The sequence below is a fragment of the Thalassotalea sp. ND16A genome (assembly GCF_000764205.1).
Taxonomy (GTDB): Bacteria; Pseudomonadota; Gammaproteobacteria; order Enterobacterales; family Alteromonadaceae; genus Thalassotalea_A.
This window is the reverse complement of sequence record NZ_JQDZ01000018.1, coordinates 87991-107996: the sequence shown is the minus strand read 5'-3', so window position 1 is coordinate 107996 and position 20006 is coordinate 87991. Positions and strand designations below refer to the sequence as shown.

The 20006-nt window shown below is 42.0% G+C and carries 19 protein-coding genes, 1 tRNA gene and 1 pseudogene; 11 read left to right on the top strand and 10 right to left on the bottom strand.

The window, feature by feature from the left end; all coding sequences use genetic code 11:
• Window positions 1-95 precede the first annotated feature (95 nt).
• From ND16A_RS15215 to ND16A_RS15225, 3 genes are read right to left on the bottom strand one after another with little or no spacing between them, the layout of a single operon-like run.
• The gene (locus tag ND16A_RS15215; protein ID WP_033076376.1) at window positions 96-626 is read right to left on the bottom strand and encodes a TlpA family protein disulfide reductase; all 531 of its coding nucleotides are present in this window, start codon (window positions 624-626) and stop codon (window positions 96-98) included.
• Entirely contained in the window at window positions 623-1879 is a 1257-nt protein-coding gene (locus ND16A_RS15220) for a sialidase family protein (protein ID WP_052072856.1), read from the bottom strand. Before ND16A_RS15220 ends, ND16A_RS15215 begins: the two co-directional genes overlap by 4 nt.
• Before the next feature lie 12 nt (window positions 1880-1891).
• Window positions 1892-3994, bottom strand: coding sequence for a TonB-dependent receptor (locus tag ND16A_RS15225; protein WP_033076375.1), 2103 nt, complete (start codon window positions 3992-3994; stop codon window positions 1892-1894).
• Window positions 3995-4316: 322 nt separating this feature from the next.
• Here ND16A_RS15225 and hspQ point away from each other — a divergent pair, with 322 nt between their 5' ends.
• The 4 genes from hspQ (at window position 4317) to ND16A_RS15245 (ending at window position 7853) form a co-directional block, all read left to right on the top strand.
• A complete protein-coding gene (gene hspQ, locus ND16A_RS15230; protein WP_033076374.1) occupies window positions 4317-4646 on the top strand; it encodes a heat shock protein HspQ in 330 nt (109 codons plus the stop codon).
• Between the two features lie 42 nt (window positions 4647-4688).
• Window positions 4689-5018, top strand: coding sequence for a GNAT family N-acetyltransferase (locus ND16A_RS15235; RefSeq protein ID WP_033076373.1), 330 nt, complete (start codon window positions 4689-4691; stop codon window positions 5016-5018).
• A gap of 133 nt (window positions 5019-5151) precedes the next feature.
• On the top strand, window positions 5152-7410 hold the full coding sequence (mrcB, locus tag ND16A_RS15240) for a penicillin-binding protein 1B (protein WP_033076372.1): 2259 nt from the start codon (window positions 5152-5154) through the stop codon (window positions 7408-7410).
• A 14-nt stretch (window positions 7411-7424) separates the two neighbouring features.
• On the top strand, window positions 7425-7853 hold the full coding sequence (locus ND16A_RS15245; RefSeq protein ID WP_033076371.1) for a hypothetical protein: 429 nt from the start codon (window positions 7425-7427) through the stop codon (window positions 7851-7853).
• A gap of 124 nt (window positions 7854-7977) precedes the next feature.
• On the opposite strand, the gene ND16A_RS21830 is transcribed toward ND16A_RS15245, so the two are convergent.
• Complete coding sequence (locus tag ND16A_RS21830; protein ID WP_268746303.1) at window positions 7978-8100, bottom strand: hypothetical protein; 123 nt, start codon at window positions 8098-8100, stop codon at window positions 7978-7980.
• 68 nt (window positions 8101-8168) lie between these two features.
• Window positions 8169-8486: pseudogene (locus ND16A_RS20535) on the bottom strand (IS66 family transposase); the annotation flags it as partial.
• A 671-nt stretch (window positions 8487-9157) separates the two neighbouring features.
• Between ND16A_RS20535 and ND16A_RS15260 the strand changes: the two are divergent.
• The 3 genes from ND16A_RS15260 to ND16A_RS15270 all read left to right on the top strand — a co-directional run bounded on the left by ND16A_RS15260 (window position 9158) and on the right by ND16A_RS15270 (window position 11309).
• A complete protein-coding gene (locus ND16A_RS15260) occupies window positions 9158-10237 on the top strand; it encodes a M12 family metallopeptidase (RefSeq protein ID WP_152593789.1) in 1080 nt (359 codons plus the stop codon).
• Window positions 10237-10731, top strand: coding sequence for a YbaY family lipoprotein (locus tag ND16A_RS15265; RefSeq protein WP_033076367.1), 495 nt, complete (start codon window positions 10237-10239; stop codon window positions 10729-10731). The genes ND16A_RS15260 and ND16A_RS15265 overlap by 1 nt, the downstream gene beginning before the upstream one ends.
• 212 nt (window positions 10732-10943) lie before the next feature.
• Window positions 10944-11309 (top strand): hypothetical protein, encoded by a 366-nt coding sequence (locus tag ND16A_RS15270; protein ID WP_033076366.1) that lies wholly within the window; start codon window positions 10944-10946, stop codon window positions 11307-11309.
• Window positions 11310-11658: 349 nt separating this feature from the next.
• On the opposite strand, the gene argS is transcribed toward ND16A_RS15270, so the two are convergent.
• The 5 genes from argS to ND16A_RS0118740 all read right to left on the bottom strand — a co-directional run bounded on the left by argS (window position 11659) and on the right by ND16A_RS0118740 (window position 16626).
• Window positions 11659-13398 (bottom strand): arginine--tRNA ligase, encoded by a 1740-nt coding sequence (gene argS, locus ND16A_RS15275; RefSeq protein WP_033076364.1) that lies wholly within the window; start codon window positions 13396-13398, stop codon window positions 11659-11661.
• Between the two features lie 42 nt (window positions 13399-13440).
• Window positions 13441-15021, bottom strand: a complete 1581-nt coding sequence (gene prfC / locus ND16A_RS15280) for a peptide chain release factor 3 (RefSeq protein ID WP_033076363.1) — start codon at window positions 15019-15021, stop codon at window positions 13441-13443.
• Between the two features lie 268 nt (window positions 15022-15289).
• Complete coding sequence (rimI, locus tag ND16A_RS15285) at window positions 15290-15736, bottom strand: ribosomal protein S18-alanine N-acetyltransferase (RefSeq protein ID WP_033076362.1); 447 nt, start codon at window positions 15734-15736, stop codon at window positions 15290-15292.
• 19 nt (window positions 15737-15755) lie between these two features.
• On the bottom strand, window positions 15756-16229 hold the full coding sequence (locus ND16A_RS15290) for a hypothetical protein (protein WP_033076361.1): 474 nt from the start codon (window positions 16227-16229) through the stop codon (window positions 15756-15758).
• Window positions 16230-16549: 320 nt separating this feature from the next.
• A tRNA-Trp gene (locus tag ND16A_RS0118740) sits at window positions 16550-16626 on the bottom strand.
• Window positions 16627-16949: 323 nt separating this feature from the next.
• Here ND16A_RS0118740 and ND16A_RS15295 point away from each other — a divergent pair.
• From ND16A_RS15295 to yajC, 4 genes are all read left to right on the top strand, one after another.
• The gene (locus ND16A_RS15295; RefSeq protein WP_033076360.1) at window positions 16950-17129 is read left to right on the top strand and encodes a hypothetical protein; all 180 of its coding nucleotides are present in this window, start codon (window positions 16950-16952) and stop codon (window positions 17127-17129) included.
• Between the two features lie 137 nt (window positions 17130-17266).
• A complete protein-coding gene (gene queA / locus ND16A_RS15300; RefSeq protein ID WP_033076359.1) occupies window positions 17267-18328 on the top strand; it encodes a tRNA preQ1(34) S-adenosylmethionine ribosyltransferase-isomerase QueA in 1062 nt (353 codons plus the stop codon).
• Between the two features lie 113 nt (window positions 18329-18441).
• Window positions 18442-19587, top strand: coding sequence for a tRNA guanosine(34) transglycosylase Tgt (tgt, locus tag ND16A_RS15305; protein WP_033076358.1), 1146 nt, complete (start codon window positions 18442-18444; stop codon window positions 19585-19587).
• A gap of 83 nt (window positions 19588-19670) precedes the next feature.
• Entirely contained in the window at window positions 19671-20003 is a 333-nt protein-coding gene (gene yajC / locus ND16A_RS15310; protein WP_033076357.1) for a preprotein translocase subunit YajC, read from the top strand.
• The last annotated feature ends 3 nt before the right edge of the window (window positions 20004-20006 follow it).

Here is a 20006-nt window from a genome sequence, read left to right as displayed (position 1 = left end):
ATGTTGATTGCGCGCTGTGCTTCACTTTCATAATACTGGCTACTGGCTACTGGCTACTGGCTACTGGCTACTGGCTACTGGCTACTGGCTACTGGCTACTGGCTTTCACTTTTACTGGGTATTAGCCACTTACTCAATATTGCTTCATTAATTAAGCCGCTCTTACCATGAAATTTTCCGTTTGCATCAACAAAGTAGCTGCGCGGGAGTTCTCCGTACCAGGTAGGGTCGATAACAAATCGGTTATGATCGTTTTTCCCGTCCTCAAAGTAAAAGTGTTGAAACCGCTGTAATTGATAATCATCAATAATTTGTTGGCGCTCGCCAGCTGCAACTTGCTCATCGGTATTGACGATGACTATCGCCAAATCCTTAACCTGTTGACTTAAGTTGTTGATCATTTTCAGTTCTTTAAAACATGGTGGGCAATCAACCGACCACAATAGCATTAACCATCGCCTGCCCATATGTTGTTGTTTTATTTGTTCAAACTCGATGGCATCAAAAGCCGTTTCTTTCGCCGTTTCTTTGGCCAATAGGACCGTGTTAATGAGCGTATTCATTAACAAAGCGACGAGCATAGCCAATAGGGTTACGATGAATTTATTATTGCCGCTGTTAATCATATTGCTGTGATCCAGTGCCCTTGCTGCGGACGCTGCCATGAAATGTAAGTGCTGTTACCGTGTTTAATCAGGAATGGTCTGTCGGCACCAAATTTTGCCTGAGCCACTTGCTTGGCTGGTGCAAAGGTTTTGCCATTATCGGTTGAGCTTTGCAGCCATAGCTGATGCTCGATACCATTAAATTCAGTCCAGACAATATCAACCCTTTTTTGGTTTTGGATGATATGCGGATGAGATGCTTGCGTTGTGAGTTTGCCAATCGATAAAGGCGTGGTTAACGTTTTACCCTCATCAACAGACGATGCATAAAATATTCCTTTACCTTTATCCCCCAGGTTAAACCACACCAAATGATACCGGTTGCTCTGATCAATGCTTAGGCCACCACCTTGATGCGGGCAACCATTTATTTGCCAATGATCATTACTAATTTGCAATGGCTCAGGAAGCTGTTCTTGCGGTTGCTTATTATCGAGAGTTAATAAGGCAAACTCTCGTATATTATCGCCAAAGATGTGCCGCCAGAACACTGCAAGCTCCGCATTTTGATTCACATCGATGGCAATGCGGCAACATACACAAGTGCCATTGGCCAGTTGTTTATTGGTAAACTCGGCTGCATTTTTACTTGGATTTGCCTGACCGATAAACAAGGCTGAACCATTCGCTGATTTTCCCTGCTTGCGTAATTGATAAGATAAGCGGCCATCGAGCCAAACAATGCTCACATCACCATTTTCACTTACCTGCAATTCATTAAAACTGTGGCCAGTTAACAGGTTATCATTGTTTACCGTAACCGGCGTTGAAAAATGCTTGCCATAATCCTTCGAATAACTGAACCTGACATCTGCAGTATACTTTTTATCTCCAGGCCGCGCCCATGACAAATACACCCCATTTAATTTGTCGAACGCAATTTTCGGACGGTTTTCATTACGCGCAGAAATATTTTCTGCAGCAATATCAACTTGCTTAGGTGCGGAGAAGCTATGTCCATTATCGGCAGATATTTGGTAATGTAACCTTTGATTATGACTCCATAGCCGCCATAAATCACCATTAGGGGCAAAAGCCGAGGTTACCGTTTTAGCGCAACGGATTTCAGCACTTTGACAATGTTGGGAAGATGTTGTCGCACCTTTGTCAGCTGTCATATGCTTATGGTTTGCAGCTGTTGCCGCATTGCTCAGCAGTAGCAATGCGAAGACAGTTAGCCAAATATAACGAGTACTATTGATATTGTGAATCATGGTGTTATCCCGTTAAAATTGATAATTTAAGCCAAGATAAAATGTTCTTGGCGCACCAGGAGAATAAACGGTTTTACCATAACGATATTCGACTTCCTGGGCATAGTCTTTGTCAGTCACATTCAGTAAGCGAGCATGCAATGCCAGTTTTGTGGATACTTGATAACGAGCCTTTAAATTAGTAATGGTATAACCATTATAAGTTCGGTCTTTGCCCAACTCATCACTGCTATTGGCATCGTCTAGCCAGTATTCACCAATGGATTGAACTTCTAACATAGTGGAAAAACCGTCAACAAAGCTTGGCGTATAGCGCAAACGCACATTGCCAATGTAGTCAGGCGCCATTTTCATTTCGTTACCAGAGAACTCTTCATGTTGATCAAACTCATGTTTGGCTTTAGTGTAGGCAATATTGATATTAAATTCACGGTTCACTTGCCAGTCGGTGGCAAACTCAACCCCTTTATGAATAACCCGGCTGGCATTGGTTAAGTAACGTTGATTTTGTTCGTTATACGCATGCACAATGCCATCATCGACATCCATATAATACACCGCCGCATCGAACGTAATGTCGTTGAAATTGGCTTTATAGCCCACTTCATAGGTATCTGATACTTCCGGGTCTACACCTTGTAAATCTTCACTGTCTTTGGTGGTTAAATGATATAAACTGCTGGCGGTAGGAATACGAAAGCTGTTCGCATAACGTAAATAAACGCTGCTAATGTCGTTTAAGTGGTAGTTCAAACTGGCTTTTGGACTCAGGTGTGAAAAATTATCAGAACGGTTTTCGATACTTAGATTGCCATGACCGATATCGCCATAAACCCCCAGATGATTATCAAATTCATATTTGGCATAATCGTAACGTGCACCCAGAGTTAGCGTTAGGTCAGTGGACAAAGGCCGTTGGTACTGAATATAGGGTGAAATGCCTGTATATGTGGTGGTGTCATCGTAAAATTTTTCGCCTTTAACGTAGGTATCGGCACCCCAGCCGGACGTGGTAAAGTCGAGTGGTTGATACGACAATTGCTCGCCTTCGGTAAATTCAAGATCAACGCCAATGGTGGTTTCGCTGCTATTATTGTGCTCGAAATTAGCCAAAGCAAGTAAGCCGAGTGTTGCTACTTCCGACTCCACTTTTGGCATATTTTGGTTCCAGGTGGCGGTGTAATCATTAGTCCGCAGTCGTAAATAAGGGATCAACGAATACAAATTATCACCACTAACCATGTCCCACTGGCTAGACAAACGCATGTATTTGGTTTTACGTAACGGATCGTTTGCTAATACTGTTTCTGAAAGGCCTGAGTTTGTTTTATCATTTTGGTATAAATCTTCCGTTAAGCTGGCAGCCATTTCTTGTTCTAAATCTGAAACCACCAGCATGGTAGTCAGTGTTTGATTGGCTGATATTTCGGCTTCATGACGCAAGGTGATTTCCGCTTTTTCTGAGCCGGTATGGTCACGCCAGCCGTCGTTATCTAAATAAGAAAATGACGCTCTAAAGCCTTGATTGTTTGCGATGCTGTTGCTGTGGCTCATTTGAATTTTATGGTAATTATCTTCACCTAACATCAAGGAGAGCTCAGATTCTGCTTGCTCGGATACTTCTTTCGATAAAATATTAATCGTGGCAGCAACGGCGCCTGAACCATAAAGGGCAGTGCCAGCACCTTTTAGCACTTCCATGCGAGCAACGTTCGAGTTAAAGCTAGACCACCATAAAGCATTATGATTAAAAAAAGCGGGAGACTGCAACGGAATATTATCTTGTAAGTACAGGTAATAGCCACTGGTATTGATTGGCATACGTATTGCCGTTTTGTGCCCTTGACCACCGGATAGCTGATCAATTAACACCCCGGAGATATTGTTCAGTGATTCTGCCGCATGTTGGCCATTATCCAATTTGAGTTCATCTTCAGAGATACCATGAACCGACATTGCCAAATCGGTGTCTAATGCCGCCTTGCGAGATGCTGTGATTGTGATTCGTTCGACATGGTCAAATTGTTCATCTTGTTGCACCGGTTCTTCGGCGAATGAGTTAAATGAATTGCTGATCAGAGATAAGAGCAGAGAAAATCTTAATGAGGTTTTCATAGTTTTACTTTTTGACACTTAATGAGTAGATGTATGGTAATTGTAGGTAAAATTAATCCGCTTGTGGTGTGACAGATTGTCGCAGTTGCTTGTTTAGCTAGGGGATTTGGTTGATTTGGATCAATTAGGAAAGTAATAACTAATCCGTTGATAATCGGTAATACGTGCTCGAGTATTGTTAAGACGGACAACAAATTTGATGACATTATTCATATTCTGTTATCCACTCATGGCTAAATCTCATCGAGCTGAGTAAAATGTATTTAGATTACTTATAATGTCGGCGTTATGTGTGCAAGCATCCCGACAGAGGAGGGAGCATATGGAAACGGTAACGAATATCTTCAGGGTTAAGTTTTCCGTTGGTGATTTGGTGCACCATAAGTTGTTCGATTATCGGGGAGTGATCGTCGATGTCGATAAAGATTTTCAGGGGACAGAACAATGGTATGAAACGGTGGCAAAATCTCGTCCACCTAAAGATAAGCCTTGGTACCATGTGTTAGTGGATCAAAGTTCACATTCTACCTATGTCGCACAACAAAACCTGGAGCTTGATGATAGCACCGCACCGATCAAACACCCGATGCTTGAACTCTTTTTTGGCAAATTTGAACATGGTAAATATGTACGCAATGACCCGATGAATTAGGTTACAATTCGGCAGGCAGGATAAAGTATTTAGGAGATATTTTTGATTAGAGCAGTAAACAGTAATGATATCGAAGCAATAACACAGATCTACAATTACTATGTTTTGAACACCATTGTAACCTTTGAAACGGAACCGGTATCTGTGCAGGAAGTGAAAGTACGAGTTGCAGGCACAGCTGCAGACTTTTTGCCTTGGTTAGTGGCCGAAGATGATGACGACAACATTGTCGGTATTTCATTACCAAATCCTGCGAGTATTGCCTTACATGAAAAATTTGCGATGAAAAAAGTGGCTCACTTTGAACAAGCAGGGCGCAAATTTGATCATTGGGTTGATGTTGGTTACTGGCAATGTTTAATACCCAGTTGATACCTGTCTGCAAAAGTATATAGTCAACTCATTCCTGATGAAGACCGCTAAAAATAATTTAATTAACTTGGTATAACTGCAGCATTCCAGGAGAATAACCTGATGCTTATTAAAGAGATAATGTGATAAACGAATGAAATCATTGTTTAAGGGCTTGTGGTGGAAATTACTTCTGGCCATGTTCTTACTGTTTCTCAGCGTGGCCTTGTATCTGGATATTAGCATCCGTTCAACGTTCGCGGGCAAGAAATGGTCAATACCATCAACGGTATATGCACGTCCGTTAGAGTTATACCAAGGCGCAGAGTTAACGCTTAGTGATTTAAAGGCCGAACTGGTGCAGTTAGGTTATCACTTTGTCACTCGCATTAAACAGCCAGGGCAGGTGAAAGTTGATAATCAACAAGTAAGTATTTTCACTTCTGGCTTTCAGTTTGTCGATGAGCTGGAGCCTCCGCGACAAATCACCGTGACTTTGAATAATAATAGGGTTTCCCGGCTCGAAAGTAATGATGGCGCTGCGCTTATTCGTTTGCAGCCGATGGCCATTGGTGGCATTTATCCTGCGCATAATGAAGATCGATTATTGTTACAGCTGGCGGAAGTACCACTGCCATTACAAAATATGCTGGTAGCGGTTGAAGACGACAGTTTTTATTCCCATTTTGGTATTTCGTTGCGCGGAATTGCCAGAGCGTTGATTGCCAACATAAAAAGTGCCGGCATTTCACAAGGCGCCTCAACCCTTACCCAGCAGTTGATTAAAAACTACTACCTGAGCTCAGAGCGTACGCTTTCTCGCAAAGCCCAGGAAGCATTAATGGCGATGCTGTTGGAGTTGCATTTCAGCAAAGCGGAAATTCTAGAAGGCTATATTAATGAGATCTATTTGGGTCAAGATGGTCCGCGTGCCATCCATGGCTTTGGTTTAGCCAGCCAATATTATTTCAAGCGACCTTTGGCTGAACTGTCACTCGCACAACAGGCTCTGTTGGTTGCTTTAGTTCGAGGCGCAAATTATTACAACCCCTGGCGTAACCCTGAACGAGCATTAAAACGTCGTAATTTGGTATTGGATATTGCGGTTCGAGAGAATCACCTTGCTGGCGATTTGGCGGCTAAAGCTAAGTTGCAACCATTAGCCATTGGTGAGCGCAACAGTGCCAAACGTAAGCGTTATCCGGCTTACCTTGACTTGGTACGCCGGCAATTACAACGTGATTATGACGTTGAAGATTTGAGTACCAATGGTCTTTCTATTTTTACTCACTTTGATCCCTTTGTGCAAAATAGCGCCGAGTCCAGCCTTGCGGCAACCATAAGCAAACATGAGTCCAGTGGCCTCAGTGCGCAACTTGAGGGGGCTGTGGTTATTACCAGACCCAATACTGGCGCTGTGATTGCCATTGTTGGCGGTAGGGATGCCCGCTATGCAGGGTTTAATCGAGCGGTAGATGCTAGCCGTCAGGTCGGCTCTTTATTAAAACCTGCTGTGTATTTAACGGCTTTGGAACAACCGCAAGTGTATGACCTTGCAACGAAGATAAGCGATGAAAAATATACCTTAATACAGCCCAATGGTGACGAATGGTCGCCACAAAATTTTGATCGCAAAGATCATGGCGAAGTACTGCTATATCGAGCTTTTGCCAATTCCTATAATCAATCTACGGCTCGATTAGGTAATACTTTGGGGTTAGGGAACATAGTCAATACCATGCGCCGTTTAGGGGCGACAAAAGATTATGCACAGCTGCCTTCCATTACTTTAGGTGCGGTGGAAATGACACCGGTAGAAGTCGCTCAGATGTACCAAACACTCTCAGCCGATGGTTTTTACACGCCGCTGATGGCGATCGATTCGGTGGTGGCCCCGGGTGGTAAGGTATTAACAAGCTACCCGCTGGCAGTGGAACAGCGTTTTGATCCGGCATCCATTTATTTGTTACGTCATGCCATGCAAGCGGTAACTCATGAAGGTACCGGTAAGGCATTAGAATGGTTGTTACCAAAATTTGCCGTGGCCGGTAAAACCGGCACCACCAATGAATTGCGCGATAGTTGGTTTGCTGGATTTTCAGGAGATATGATGGCCGTCGTTTGGATTGGACGAGACGATAATGCCAATACTGGCTTAACCGGTGCCAGTGGGGCACTGCGAGTTTGGGCAAATATATTGCGCCAGCGTTCACGTTTACCTATTCAAAATTTGCCTCCCGAAAATGTTAACATAGCCTGGGTTGACAACGATACCGGACAAGGCAGTCAACAGTCTTGTGCCAATACCATCCCGTTGCCATTTATTGCCGGCTTCGAACCGGAGGAAGAAATTCGTTGCCGCAAGGGCCTTGAAAAAGTGCTCGATTGGTTTCGCGACTTAATCGAAAAATAAGAGATGAGAAAACATTGAAATTGCATAAAAAAATTGCCTTGTTGTGTTTGCCCTGGTTTTTAGCGGCATGTTCAACAATACCGACGACTAGTGATAAGCCCCGGTCCGCTGCTAAACCTCAGCCAGCGTCAAAAGTTCAGCCTCAACCTGCTTCAGTAGACGCTGCGGCCAAGGCTCCTGCAGCCGTTGTCGCTTTGCTTGACCGAGCCGAGCAACAATTGATTAATGGTGATGATTCAGCTGCGGCAGTATCTTTAGAAAGAGCAATTCGAATCGCTCCACGCTATCCTGAAAGTTATTATCGTCTGGGTAAACTTCGCTTTACTCAATCTTATCATGACCAGGCCCGTGCTCTTGCCCAGAAAGCAATCAGTCTTGGTGCCAGTGGTTGGTTACGCAGGCAGGCAGAAAGGTTAGTGGCATTAATCGACGAGCGCGAATAAGCTACCTAGCGCTGACACTTTTCTTAATCTAATGAACGAGAATTTTGACGGTATGAGTTTAATAAAAACAGCTTTCACGACAGTGAAAGCTGTTTTAGAAATAGCTAAAGAGTAATAAAATTGGCTAGTTTAAAATATAAACAATATTATCTTTTTCTATGACTTCAGTAGTGCCATCAAGGTTTTTCGAGTCGAGTACAAGCACTTGGTTACCGCGGCTATCAACAGTTTCACCGGCTTCATTCAAGGCTATGGTGATACCAACAACTGCAGCAAATGCTACCCAATTGTGGTGGTGGCTATATGCCAGATTTTGAATTTATCGTCTATCGACATTTCTTTTATTCGCTGCTCTATGCCAAAAAGCTTTCCGATTAAGCTTAATACCACATCGGCTTTACCGGTTTTCTTTTTCGGTTGTGTCTTTTTCGCATCCACGAATTTGCTGCGAATATGCGCAAGACAGGCAACCAGCCTTGCCATTGTTAGCTCATAAGTTTTATAACCATCAACGTGCATATAACCTTGGTAGCCATTGAGAAAGTCGATGGCACATTGTGCCGATCGGCTATTGTGATAATCGTATTATACGAAATTGGTATGGTTGCCTGGTTTATCTGTGCCACAGCAATACTCTTCAATGACCCCCACTTGTTTTGTGATTTTGGCCCGAACAAAGTTACCTGACGACAAACCGAGTTTCTTTCTCACGGCATAAAAAGAAGTGGTGATAATTGATGTTGTTGGCAATAATCGATAATCGATAATCGCTAAGCCACTGGTTTGTTGGTCTTCAATAATGGCTTGCCATTGCGCTTGGCTTCGCATAATTCTCATAGTTATCTCCTTAATTGAATTCGGAGATAACATAACTGATATCTAAAATCAGGGGAGCTTACATAACTATATATCGATGCTATAGAAAATTTCTAAGCAAATTTATTTATCGAGTGGACTTTGATGGGCTAGATAATTTGCCCTGTGTGGCTTTTGAAGCCATCGATAGCGTTAAGTCATCACAAGTAAAAGAAGTTAATGCTCCTGAGTCAAAGGTAAATATTATCCCTTATCAAGCCATTACATCGGAAATGATACAAAAGTATGCCCATATTGTGCTGAGAATATAAGAGACAACGAAAAATCGCCGGAATTTTGTGAGTGAACTAAAAAAGAAAACTGCAATTGCAATATTAAAGCCTTGCCAAGTCGACATAATCCATTGATTGCACAGGGCTTGTATTGTAAATTCTACGTTGTGTTTTTGTTTGTTGATATTTACAAATAATTTAAAAGGATATAAAAAATTGAAAAATGCAATCAAAACTTTAATGATAATATTCACTACTACCATCATCTCAAATTCATTTGCAGAAGAAGTTGAAGTACATATAGATAAATATGATGAATCAGGTAACTTAGTATCAGGTAACGTAATTGCAAATAAAATCCCAGATGGAAGAGTATTTCACCAAGGAGATATATTCTTGGGCTATTATGAAGATTTAACACAACATCAGGGACCTACTGCTAAGGGAGCTGTAATTTCTGGTGATAGCAGTAAATGGCCACTTGCAATCGTGCCATATACTTTTGATTCTAGTTTCACTACAGCCAATAAAAACGCAATTATTGCAACAATGGGCAACCTTGAAAGTATTTCAGGTTTGAGGTTTGTACCTAGAACAAATCAAACTGAATACTTAAAAATCATCCGAGATTTGTATTATTTGCAGACTTACGGTGGATGTTACTCAGGTGTAGGCAGAAACGTCGGCACCTACACTGAAGCGTCTTTAGTATGCGGAGACTCGGTCAACACCCATGAACTATTACATGCTTTGAGTTTTGATCATGAGCAAGTTAGATCTGACAGAGATCAATATATTAATGTCCAGGAACAAAATATAGAGTCTTCCTGTTTAAGTCAATTTCAAGGAGGGGGATTACAAAATTTAGGAAATTATGACTACGTTTCTATCATGCATTATGGTTCGCTTGCATGTAGTAAAAATGGCCAAGCAACAATGTCCAGAATAAGCGGAAGTGGTCCTTTAGGAGGTGATGAGCTGAGCACTTTGGATATCCAATCACTTCAAACATTATATGGGCACCTACCTACCACTAACTTATCTGTGCAAAGCTTGCGCTGCTATGGTGACAATATATTGAGGTGGGACTCTGTTGCTGGTGCAAGTCAATATAAAATTGAAAAGTATAGTAGTAGTCAAGGTGGGTGGATTCAACAAGGAACCACATCCAGCCTAGCATTTCCAGTACACATACCTTACAGTCAATCATTCAGAATAAAAGCATGCAATGCAACTGGAGGTTGCAGTATAGGCTCAAATGAAGTTTTAGCCCGATATTCTCAAAGGTGCTTATAGTGAAACTTACAATGCAAATAAGCTATTTTCTTTGCTTATTAATTTTCCTTACTTCATGTGGCGGTGATGACTCAGAAACCCCAAACGAACCTATTGATGATAAGCCAGTTTTAGAATCTAATGAGTTTTGTGAAAGCACTGATGGTACAGATAAAGTTTGGGGGACCATAGACTCATATGACCACATAGAAGTAACTAAAGGCGATTATATTCATATAGAAATAAACGATGTCACTATTCAAGATATTATTTATCCTAATGTTTCGACCAGATGTATACTCATAAAAGGAGAAGAAACATTTCCTATAAACTTTAAAACATTTTTTAATAAGCAAGACATAGATTCTACCTCAACTTATAAAGTTTATGTAAGGTACTATAAGCTTAATACTGAAGGAAGTTATGAACTAACTCATTGGCTAAATGAGGCAGTTTTTGTACTGACTAAGGGTAATGATGACTTTGCTGACATTGTTATTGAAAGGGTAGATTAGTTAATAGCCTCCAAAAATGTTACTACTTTAGTATATATTAATTGCACATCAAAGGGCCAAATTGACGTTGGCCCTTTTTTAATGTGTCCCTATAAGCCGATTATTTTGTTGAAAACTACAAAAAAAGCTATTTAGATCAAAACAATGATTGTTTTGAGCGAGTATCATCATGGCTTAATTTTTTCTTAAGCTGCTAATGGTGATTTGTTTATATGCTGTATCTTTTTTTTGGCTATTTTTTAGCGCAATTTTTCCCGTTGATTGAAAGGTTGTACACCTCAAACATTGCATTATCGGCGTTGTTTTTTTCTCTTATCGTTTTTGTCCTTTGGACCTTCATTCCGATGTTGGGTTACTTGTTGGCGCTATTATGTAAAGCGAATGGCAATTTAAATAGATATGCATTGCTGGCTTTTGGTGCCATTACCGGCTCAATCGAAAACGCGTTGTTTTATTTTGATCTGTTATCTTATGAGCAAAACTGGTTTGCTACTTTTACCGTGTCTTTATTGTTCTTTATCATCGCTTTTATTTCAGTAAATAAAACTTCCGTTAGTTTAGCCAGAGCCGCCGGTTAATCATTAACAAGTAAAAAGGCTTGTACCAGCAGCATGCCAATTGCTGGCACTCATTTTTTAGTGTGTGTGCAATACTTCGAAACAATTAACCACGTCATTGCGGCGCAGGCCGCAACCTCCATTCGGTTAGAACGTGATTATAAACAGTACCTTATATGCTCTGTCGCTGTTCATGAGGTTGCGGCCTGCGCCGCAATGATGGTGTGTTATTTCTAACTTAAGTGAAGATATTGCACGAAGAATGTAAACCTTCTGTAATAAAAAAGCACTGGATTAGATTAATCCAGTGCTCTTAATTAGCTCCACGTTAAGTAACAGGCTTGCATCAGCAGGCTATGTTTGAATGAAACTACATGCGGTCCATCACTTCAATACCTAGCACATCTAAGCCTTGCTCGAGCGTACGCGCAATTACATTACATAAACGCAGGCGTGAAAGCTTGGTTTCCTCTGCAATGCCATCTTTGAGGATCGGGCAGGCTTCGTAGAAGCTCATGTACAAACTGGCTAACTCGTATAAGTAGTTACATAACAAGTTAGGCGTACACTCGCTGATCACAGCATCTAGTACTTCTTCAAATTGCATCAGCTTAACCGCCAGGGCTTTTTCCTGTGGCTCGGCAATTATCATGTCATTGCTTAATGTCGTGCCATCAATACCGGCTTTTTTGAAGATACTTTGAATGCGGGTGAATGCGTACTGTAAGTACGGTGCTGTGGCCCCCTCAAAGCTGAGCATGGTTTTCCAGTTGAAGATATAATCTGAGGTGCGGTTTTTCGATAAGTCGGCAAATTTCACCGCGCCAATCCCTACTTTACGCGCGATCTCGTTTCTTTCTGCTTCGGAGAAGTCGGCAATTTTTTCGGCCATTAACTCGCTGGCTCTACTTACGGCTTCTTCGAGCAGTTCGGCCAGTTTAATGGTGCCACCGGTACGGGTTTTAAATGGTTTGCCATCATCACCCATCATCATCCCAAATGGGCAATGATCGTAACCGGTCGTCGCGGGTAAGAAACCGGCGTTACGGGCAGTGATTTCAACTTGTTTAAAGTGCAATGCCTGGCGAGCATCGGTGAAGATAATGATGCGATCAGCGGCTAAATCGGTACTGCGATATCGACAGGCAGATAAGTCGGTTGTGGCATACAAGTAACCGCCACCAGATTTTTGTACGATAAATACCGAAGGGTCACCATCTTTGTTGGCCATTTCTTTAATGAACACAACTTTAGCGCCTTGATCTTCAACCGCAATGCCTTTTGCCATTAATTCACTAATCACGTTTGGCAAGTCAGGGTTGTAGGCACTTTCGCCCATAATGTCATCACGAGTCAAGGTAACGTTAAGTGCTTGGTAAATCTCTTCTGAGTGATGAATCGAAATATCGATAAACTGTTTCCAAAGGGTTAAACACTCGCTGTCGCCCCCTTGAAGTTTTACTACGAATTCACGAGCACGATCGGCAAAGCCGTCTTCTTCGTCAAAGCGAATTTTCGCTTCACGGTAAAAGTTTTCTAAATCGGCAAGGGCGGTTTCAGCCACTTCGTTACTGCTAAGCTTGTCGCTTAAATGTGCCAGTAACATGCCAAATTGCGTACCCCAGTCCCCCATGTGATTCTGACGGATAACGTTTTCGCCACGAAACTCCAAAGCGCGCACTACGGCATCACCAATAATGGTTGAACGTAAATGACCAACGTGCATTTCTTTGGCAAGGTTAGGGGCAGAGTAATCCACCACAACCGTTTTCGGACTTGGGTTTTGGCTGACGTTTAGCTTGCTATCAGTAGCCGCAACAGCTAACTGCTGGGCTAACCAGTCTTTATTTAAATGGATGTTAATAAAGCCAGGACCAGCCAGTTCAAGCTTTTCTGCAATGTCGTTCAGCTCAAGGTTATCTAGCACCGTTTGCGCTAACGCTCTAGGGTTAGTTTTTAATTTTTTCGCGGCGCCCATTACCCCATTTGCCTGGTAGTCACCAAATTGAGGACGAGAGGAAGCACTAACCGCAGGGTTAGTGTCTTCTGGTAAGCCGGCGGCTACCATTGCGGCTTTTACTTTTTCATTTAAAAGTTGACGAATATTCATATCTTCTGTCTGTTCTCTTTTGCTGTTCTTTTAAAAGGGCATTTAGTGTTCACGGGTTTTGTGGAACACAACTTCAGGGTAACGTTCTTGCATTAAATTTAAATTTACCATAGTTGGAGCAATGTAGGTTAAGTTATCGCCGCCATCCAGGGCTAAATTGTCGTACGCTTTCTTCTCAAAAGTGGCCATGATTTTGTTGTCATCACAATTTACCCAACGGGCCGTGGCAACTGAAATTGGCTCGTATAATGCGTCTACGTTATATTCATTTTTCAAGCGATGTACCACCACCTCAAACTGCAACACACCTACAGCACCAACAATCATGTCGTTATTGCTCAGTGGTCTAAACACCTGCACCGCACCTTCTTCTGAAAGTTGGATTAAGCCCTTTTGCAATTGCTTGGCTTTTAACGGGTCACGCAGGCGAATACGGCGGAACATTTCCGGGGCAAAGTTTGGAATGCCACTAAACTTCATCTCTTCACCAGCAGTAAAGGTATCACCAATTTGGATCGAACCATGGTTGTGTAAGCCGATAATGTCACCGGCAAACGCTTGTTCGACGTTTGAGCGATCGCCGGCCATAAAGGTTACCGCATCGGCAATTTTCACGTCTTTAGCCAACCGCACTTGCTTCATCTTCATGCCTTTGGTGTAGTTACCTGAGCAAATACGCATAAAGGCGATACGGTCACGATGTTTCGGGTCCATATTCGCTTGGATTTTAAAAACAAACCCTGAAAATTTTTCTTCTGTGGCGAGCACTTCACGCTTGTCGGTTTGACGAGGTTGCGGTGTTGGTGCCCACTGGGTTAAGCCGTCAAGCATATGGTCGACGCCAAAGTTACCCAATGCCGTACCAAAGTAAACGGGTGTTAGCTCACCGGCTAAAAATTCTTCCAGGTTAAACTCATGACAGGCACCAAGAACCAATTCCAGTTCTTCACGTAAATCATCAGCAAAAGCACCAACTTCAACATCCAGCGCTGGGTTATCCAAGCCTTTAATGACCACTTTCTCCTGAATGGTATGGCCCTGGCCAGTTTTGTATAAAATGGTCTCGTCAGTTAAAAGGTTATATACCCCTTTAAACTCTTTACCCATGCCGATAGGCCAGGTGACCGGTGAACACTTTATTTTTAATACTTCTTCAACTTCATCCATTACTTCAATGGGATCGCGTACATCACGGTCCATTTTATTCATAAAGGTAATGATAGGGGTATCACGCAATCGGGTGACTTCCATTAATTTAACGGTTCGGTCCTCGACACCTTTGGCGGTATCGATAACCATTAAACAAGAATCTACCGCGGTAAGAGTTCGGTAAGTATCTTCCGAGAAGTCTTCATGGCCCGGGGTATCTAGCAGGTTCACCAAACAATCTTGATAAGGAAACTGCATCACTGAGGTGGTAATGGAGATACCACGGTCTTTTTCCATTTCCATCCAGTCAGACTTGGCGTGTTGGCCCGACTTTTTACCTTTTACGGTACCCGCTTTTTGTAGCGCTTGACCAAAAAGTAAGACTTTTTCGGTAATGGTGGTTTTACCGGCATCGGGATGCGATATTATAGCGAAAGTCCTTCGCTTGTTTACTTCCTGCTGTTGAATTGTCATGTTTTACAATTGCTCACTAGTAACTTCAATAAATGTTAATTAACAACAATACGCCATTAATTTAACTAATAATTTGGTTTTGCCTGTATGCTGCTGTGATCAGATAAGTCGATTAAAAAGTGCACAGACATAAAAGCGCAATATTATACAGAAATTGCGCAGCAAGAGCAGCAAGTTTGACAGAGATTTTGCCAAAATTAATAAAATTTTAGCTTGAACGCAGCACCGGCTTGGTTTGGTTCGTGAGCGGTAACGATAAACTCAGTAGCTAAAGCGATAAACTCATCACTATGGCATCTTCATAACCGATTGCCGCTGGGTAATAACCGGTCCGGCGATGTACCTGAATGAAGCCATTTTTCATGTACAACATTTGCGCGGCAATGTTTTTCGAACGCACTTCTAAATGGCAGGTAACGACTTGTTTTTGTTTCGCCATGGCTAAAAAGTCCGTCAGTAAAAGCTGCCCGTAACCTTTGCCCTGACTTTCTGGGTGAACGCAAATTTCCATTAACGTAAATTCATCAATGACCAAATCGCCGACGTAAAAGCCAACCACAACATCATTCACCGTTAACTGGCGGGTGATGTAACGACCACCGATGCAGCTCAGTAAGGTTTTCTTGCTCCAGGGAAACGGGTTACTGGCGGTTTCTATTGCGTAAATGGTTTCAGCATCGCTTTTGCTGAAGTTTTGCAGACACGGTTTGCTCATAGTGTTGTATCGTTTGTTGTTAGTGGTTGTTGATATGAGCTGCCAGGCAGACCCATAATTTGGCTTTCATTGCATTGCTTGTAATCGCCCCAAGCTCAGGCGATATTAACCTATTGTCTTTATACTCGATGCTGTCTGTGGCATTAAATTGCCATAATAGTGGCCCAAATATAACGCCTTCATCGGTTAATTTAATGCTGGCCGATGTTATATCCAAAACGATAGCAATGTCGGTAATTAATTTAGCTTGAAGAACTTGTTCAATGTTGTCGAACGAATGCTTTTTGACAACAACTGGCGCTTTTCTCGCTTGCTCTGTTGGAGTTATCGCTGGCGATGATGCGCTTAAATCAGGTTGTTCAATGTTTTCTGGTTCAGTGCTTTCATGCTCAGTATTCGCTTGTTCCGGCTTTTTAAAGAACTGTTCGCGCGATTGCCATAAGCTGACGCCCATAGTCTGTAAATATTGAAATTGTCGCTCGCTAATGTTCATTGTTATTCACTGGAGTGGCTTCAAAAAAGCTCTGCTGAATGTTGTAGTTATGATGACAGAATCACCGAATTGGCACAATAGAATAATTAGCGATATCGCGGCTGAAAAAATATTGTGAGGCTGATTTTGCTGGGCTCATGATTGCGAGAAACGAGAAACGAGAAACGAGAAACGAGAAACGAGAAACGAGAAACGAGAAACGAGAAACGAGAAACGAGAAACGAGAAACGAGAAACGAAAAGCTAATAGTTAAATTAAATCTTGCTGAGGTTTAATAAAAAGGCAGTAATTTGAAAATAAAGAGTGTCGAGAGGAAAGTATGGCAGGGGTGGAGAGATTCGAACTCCCAACCGTCGGTTTTGGAGACCGCTGTTCTACCAATTGGAACTACACCCCTGCAATGGCTGTGCATTATACTTATCGATGATTCGCTGTAAAGAGAAAAATTAATAAAATTGTTTAAGCGCCTATTTATTCACCGTTTTATCGATTAAAAAGCAATATCGTCGGAATTTAGTGAAAAATTGTCGCGATTTCATGAGTCATTTAATCGCGGGCAGAATATTATTGCCTTCCCTTTAACCCATAGTCATCAATCTTCTATATACACCTTGTTAATTAAATGTAAATTAATTTGATGATAAATTTGAAATTCAATATGTTACTCACTACTATGTCTATTAAACAAACAATAACAATTAACTTAAAAGGATTTTAAGTATGAGTTTTCTAAAATTATTATCAAAACTTACCGGCATTAAAAAACAACCTAACACCAACAAAGTTCAGGTTGACATCAATTATGTACAATCGCATGTCGAACCAGGCTCTTTTTTTGGACAAACGATGAGTTTGGATGACTCTGAATGTGAGCACAAAGAAAGCCAAAATTGTAAATAACCTTAGCGTTACCGTAAATAATATCCCTTATCCCCTTTGTTGCTAAGAAAGTGTGCTTTTTGCACATTTTCCTTGCTATTCGCTGGCCTCAGCACTAAAATTACGCGTTTTTTCAAAGCTTTCTAATAGTGCCCAATATGCGTGTTTCTGACTTTTCATTTAATTTACCGGACGAACTAATTGCTCGTTATCCACAAGCTGAGCGTTCGGCTAGCCGTTTAATGACGGTTAACGGTAATTCCGGCTCACTTGCACACCTTAAATTTAATCAAATTATTGGGCAGTTAAACGCCGGCGATTTATTGGTATTTAATAATACCCGAGTGATCCCTGCACGCGTGTTTGGTACCAAATCAACCGGTGGCAAGGTTGAGATCTTGGTAGAGCGAATTGTTGATCAACACCGGGTACTTGCTCATGTGCGAGCCAGCAAATCATTAAAAATTGGCAATGAAGTATTACTCGAAGGCAAAGTAAAAGCGATTATGGTTGCTCGCCACGATGCATTATTTGAACTTGAGTTCCAAGGCGAAAAAAGCGTCCTGGAAGTGCTGGAAGAAATCGGCCATATGCCTTTGCCACCTTACATTGACCGTCCTGATGAAAATTCAGACCGTGAACGCTATCAAACCGTTTATAACGAAAAACCGGGTGCAGTAGCAGCTCCTACGGCCGGGTTACACTTTGAAAAAGAACTGTTGGCGCAAATCGAAGCGAAAGGCGTGCAATTGGCATTTGTTACTCTGCACGTAGGTGCGGGTACCTTTCAACCGGTACGTGTTGACAAAATTGAAGATCATGTGATGCATTCTGAATACGTCGAAGTGAGTCAGGATGTCATCGAAAAAATTAATGCCACCAAAGCGGCGGGCAAAAGAGTGGTTGCCGTTGGTACTACCTCGGTGCGCTCTCTAGAAAGTGCCGCCCAGTTCGCGTTGAAAAATAATCAGCCGTTAGCGGAATTTTACGGGGATACCGATATATTTATCACCCCGGGTTATCAGTTCCAGTTAATTGATGCCCTGGTGACTAATTTTCATTTATCAGAATCAACCTTGCTCATGCTGGTCAGCGCGTTTGCCGGGTATCAGCACATGATGAATGCCTATAATGTGGCCATCGAGGAAAAGTATCGCTTCTTTTCTTATGGCGATGCGATGTTTTTAACTAAAAGCGAAACAAAATCAACAAATTTATAAGCTAACTAATATGAAATTAGTTAAAAATTCGGTTAACACTTGGACACTTCTGAGATTAGCCTAAACTGTAATAGTCACCTGTGGCCTGTTTTGCTACATGGTAAGGAAACACAATGAAATATCAATTAATCAATAAAGATGGCAAAGCCCGTCGCGGCCGTCTTACTTTCGATCGCGGTGTAGTCGAAACACCGGCATTTATGCCGGTAGGAACATACGGTACCGTTAAAGGCATGAAAAGCGAAGAGGTAGAAGCCACCGGTGCTCATATCTTATTAGGTAACACCTTCCATTTAATGTTACGTCCCGGCACCGAAATTATCGAAAAACATGGTGGTTTGCACGGCTTTATGAATTGGCACAAGCCTATTCTTACTGACTCGGGTGGTTTCCAGGTATTCAGCTTAGGCCAAATGCGCAAAATTAGCGAAAAGGGCGTTGAATTTCGCTCGCCGGTAAATGGCGAAAAAATTATGCTCACCCCTGAGCGTTCAATGGAAGTGCAGCGCAGCTTAGGCTCTGATGTAGTGATGATTTTTGATGAATGTACGCCATATCCGGCCACTCATCAAGAGGCAAAAACCTCAATGGAATTATCGTTGCGCTGGGCAAAACGCTCAAAGGCGGCACACGCCGATAACCCTTCGGCATTGTTTGGTATTGTCCAGGGCGGCATGTACGAAGACTTGCGTGAAGTTTCTGCGGCCGGGCTGTTAGATATTGATTTTGATGGTTATGCCATTGGCGGTTTGTCGGTAGGTGAACCAAAAGATGAAATGATAAAAATATTAGATCATACCCCAGACTTGATCCCTGAAAATAAGCCCCGATATCTTATGGGAGTTGGTAAACCAGAAGACCTGGTGGAAGGGGTACGTCGCGGTATCGATATGTTTGATTGTGTGATGCCAACCCGTAACGCCCGTAACGGTCATTTATTTGTGACCAATGGTGTGGTAAAACTCCGTAATGCACGTCATAAAACGGACACCGGGCCATTAGATGCTGAGTGTGATTGTTATACCTGTAAAAATTATTCGCGTGCCTACTTGCATCATTTAGATAAATGTAATGAAATACTGGGCTCGCAATTGAACACCGTACACAACTTGCGTTTTTATCAACGCATTATGCAACAATTGCGTGATGCCATTGAGCAAGGTAAATTAGACCAATATGTGGAACAGTTTTATGCCTTACGGGATTTGCCTGTTCCACCGTTAGCAACAAAAGTTAAAACAACAACAGAAGAAGAATAATAAAACGTAGCATTTTTGTTTCTATAAACTGAATTATTTTTCATTTTTTTTCAATTTTATAATAATAGTAGTAAGAGGATTTTATGGACTTTTTAATTAGCAAAGCATACGCAGCAGACGCCCCTCAACAAGGTGGTGGTTTTGAGATGTTGATCATGTTGGGTGTGTTTGGTGTGGTATTTTACTTTATGATTTACCGCCCACAAGCTAAGCGTGTTAAAGAGCACAAAAGCCTAATGGAAGCCATTTCTAAAGGTGATGAAGTATTAACGCAAGGCGGTATCGTTGGCAAAGTTACTAAAGTATCAAGCGAGAAAGATTTCATCATTGTAAACGTTGCCGAAGGTACTGAATTAACAGTACAAAAAGGCGCGATTACAGCGGTATTACCAAAAGGGACTATGAAGTCTCTATAAGGA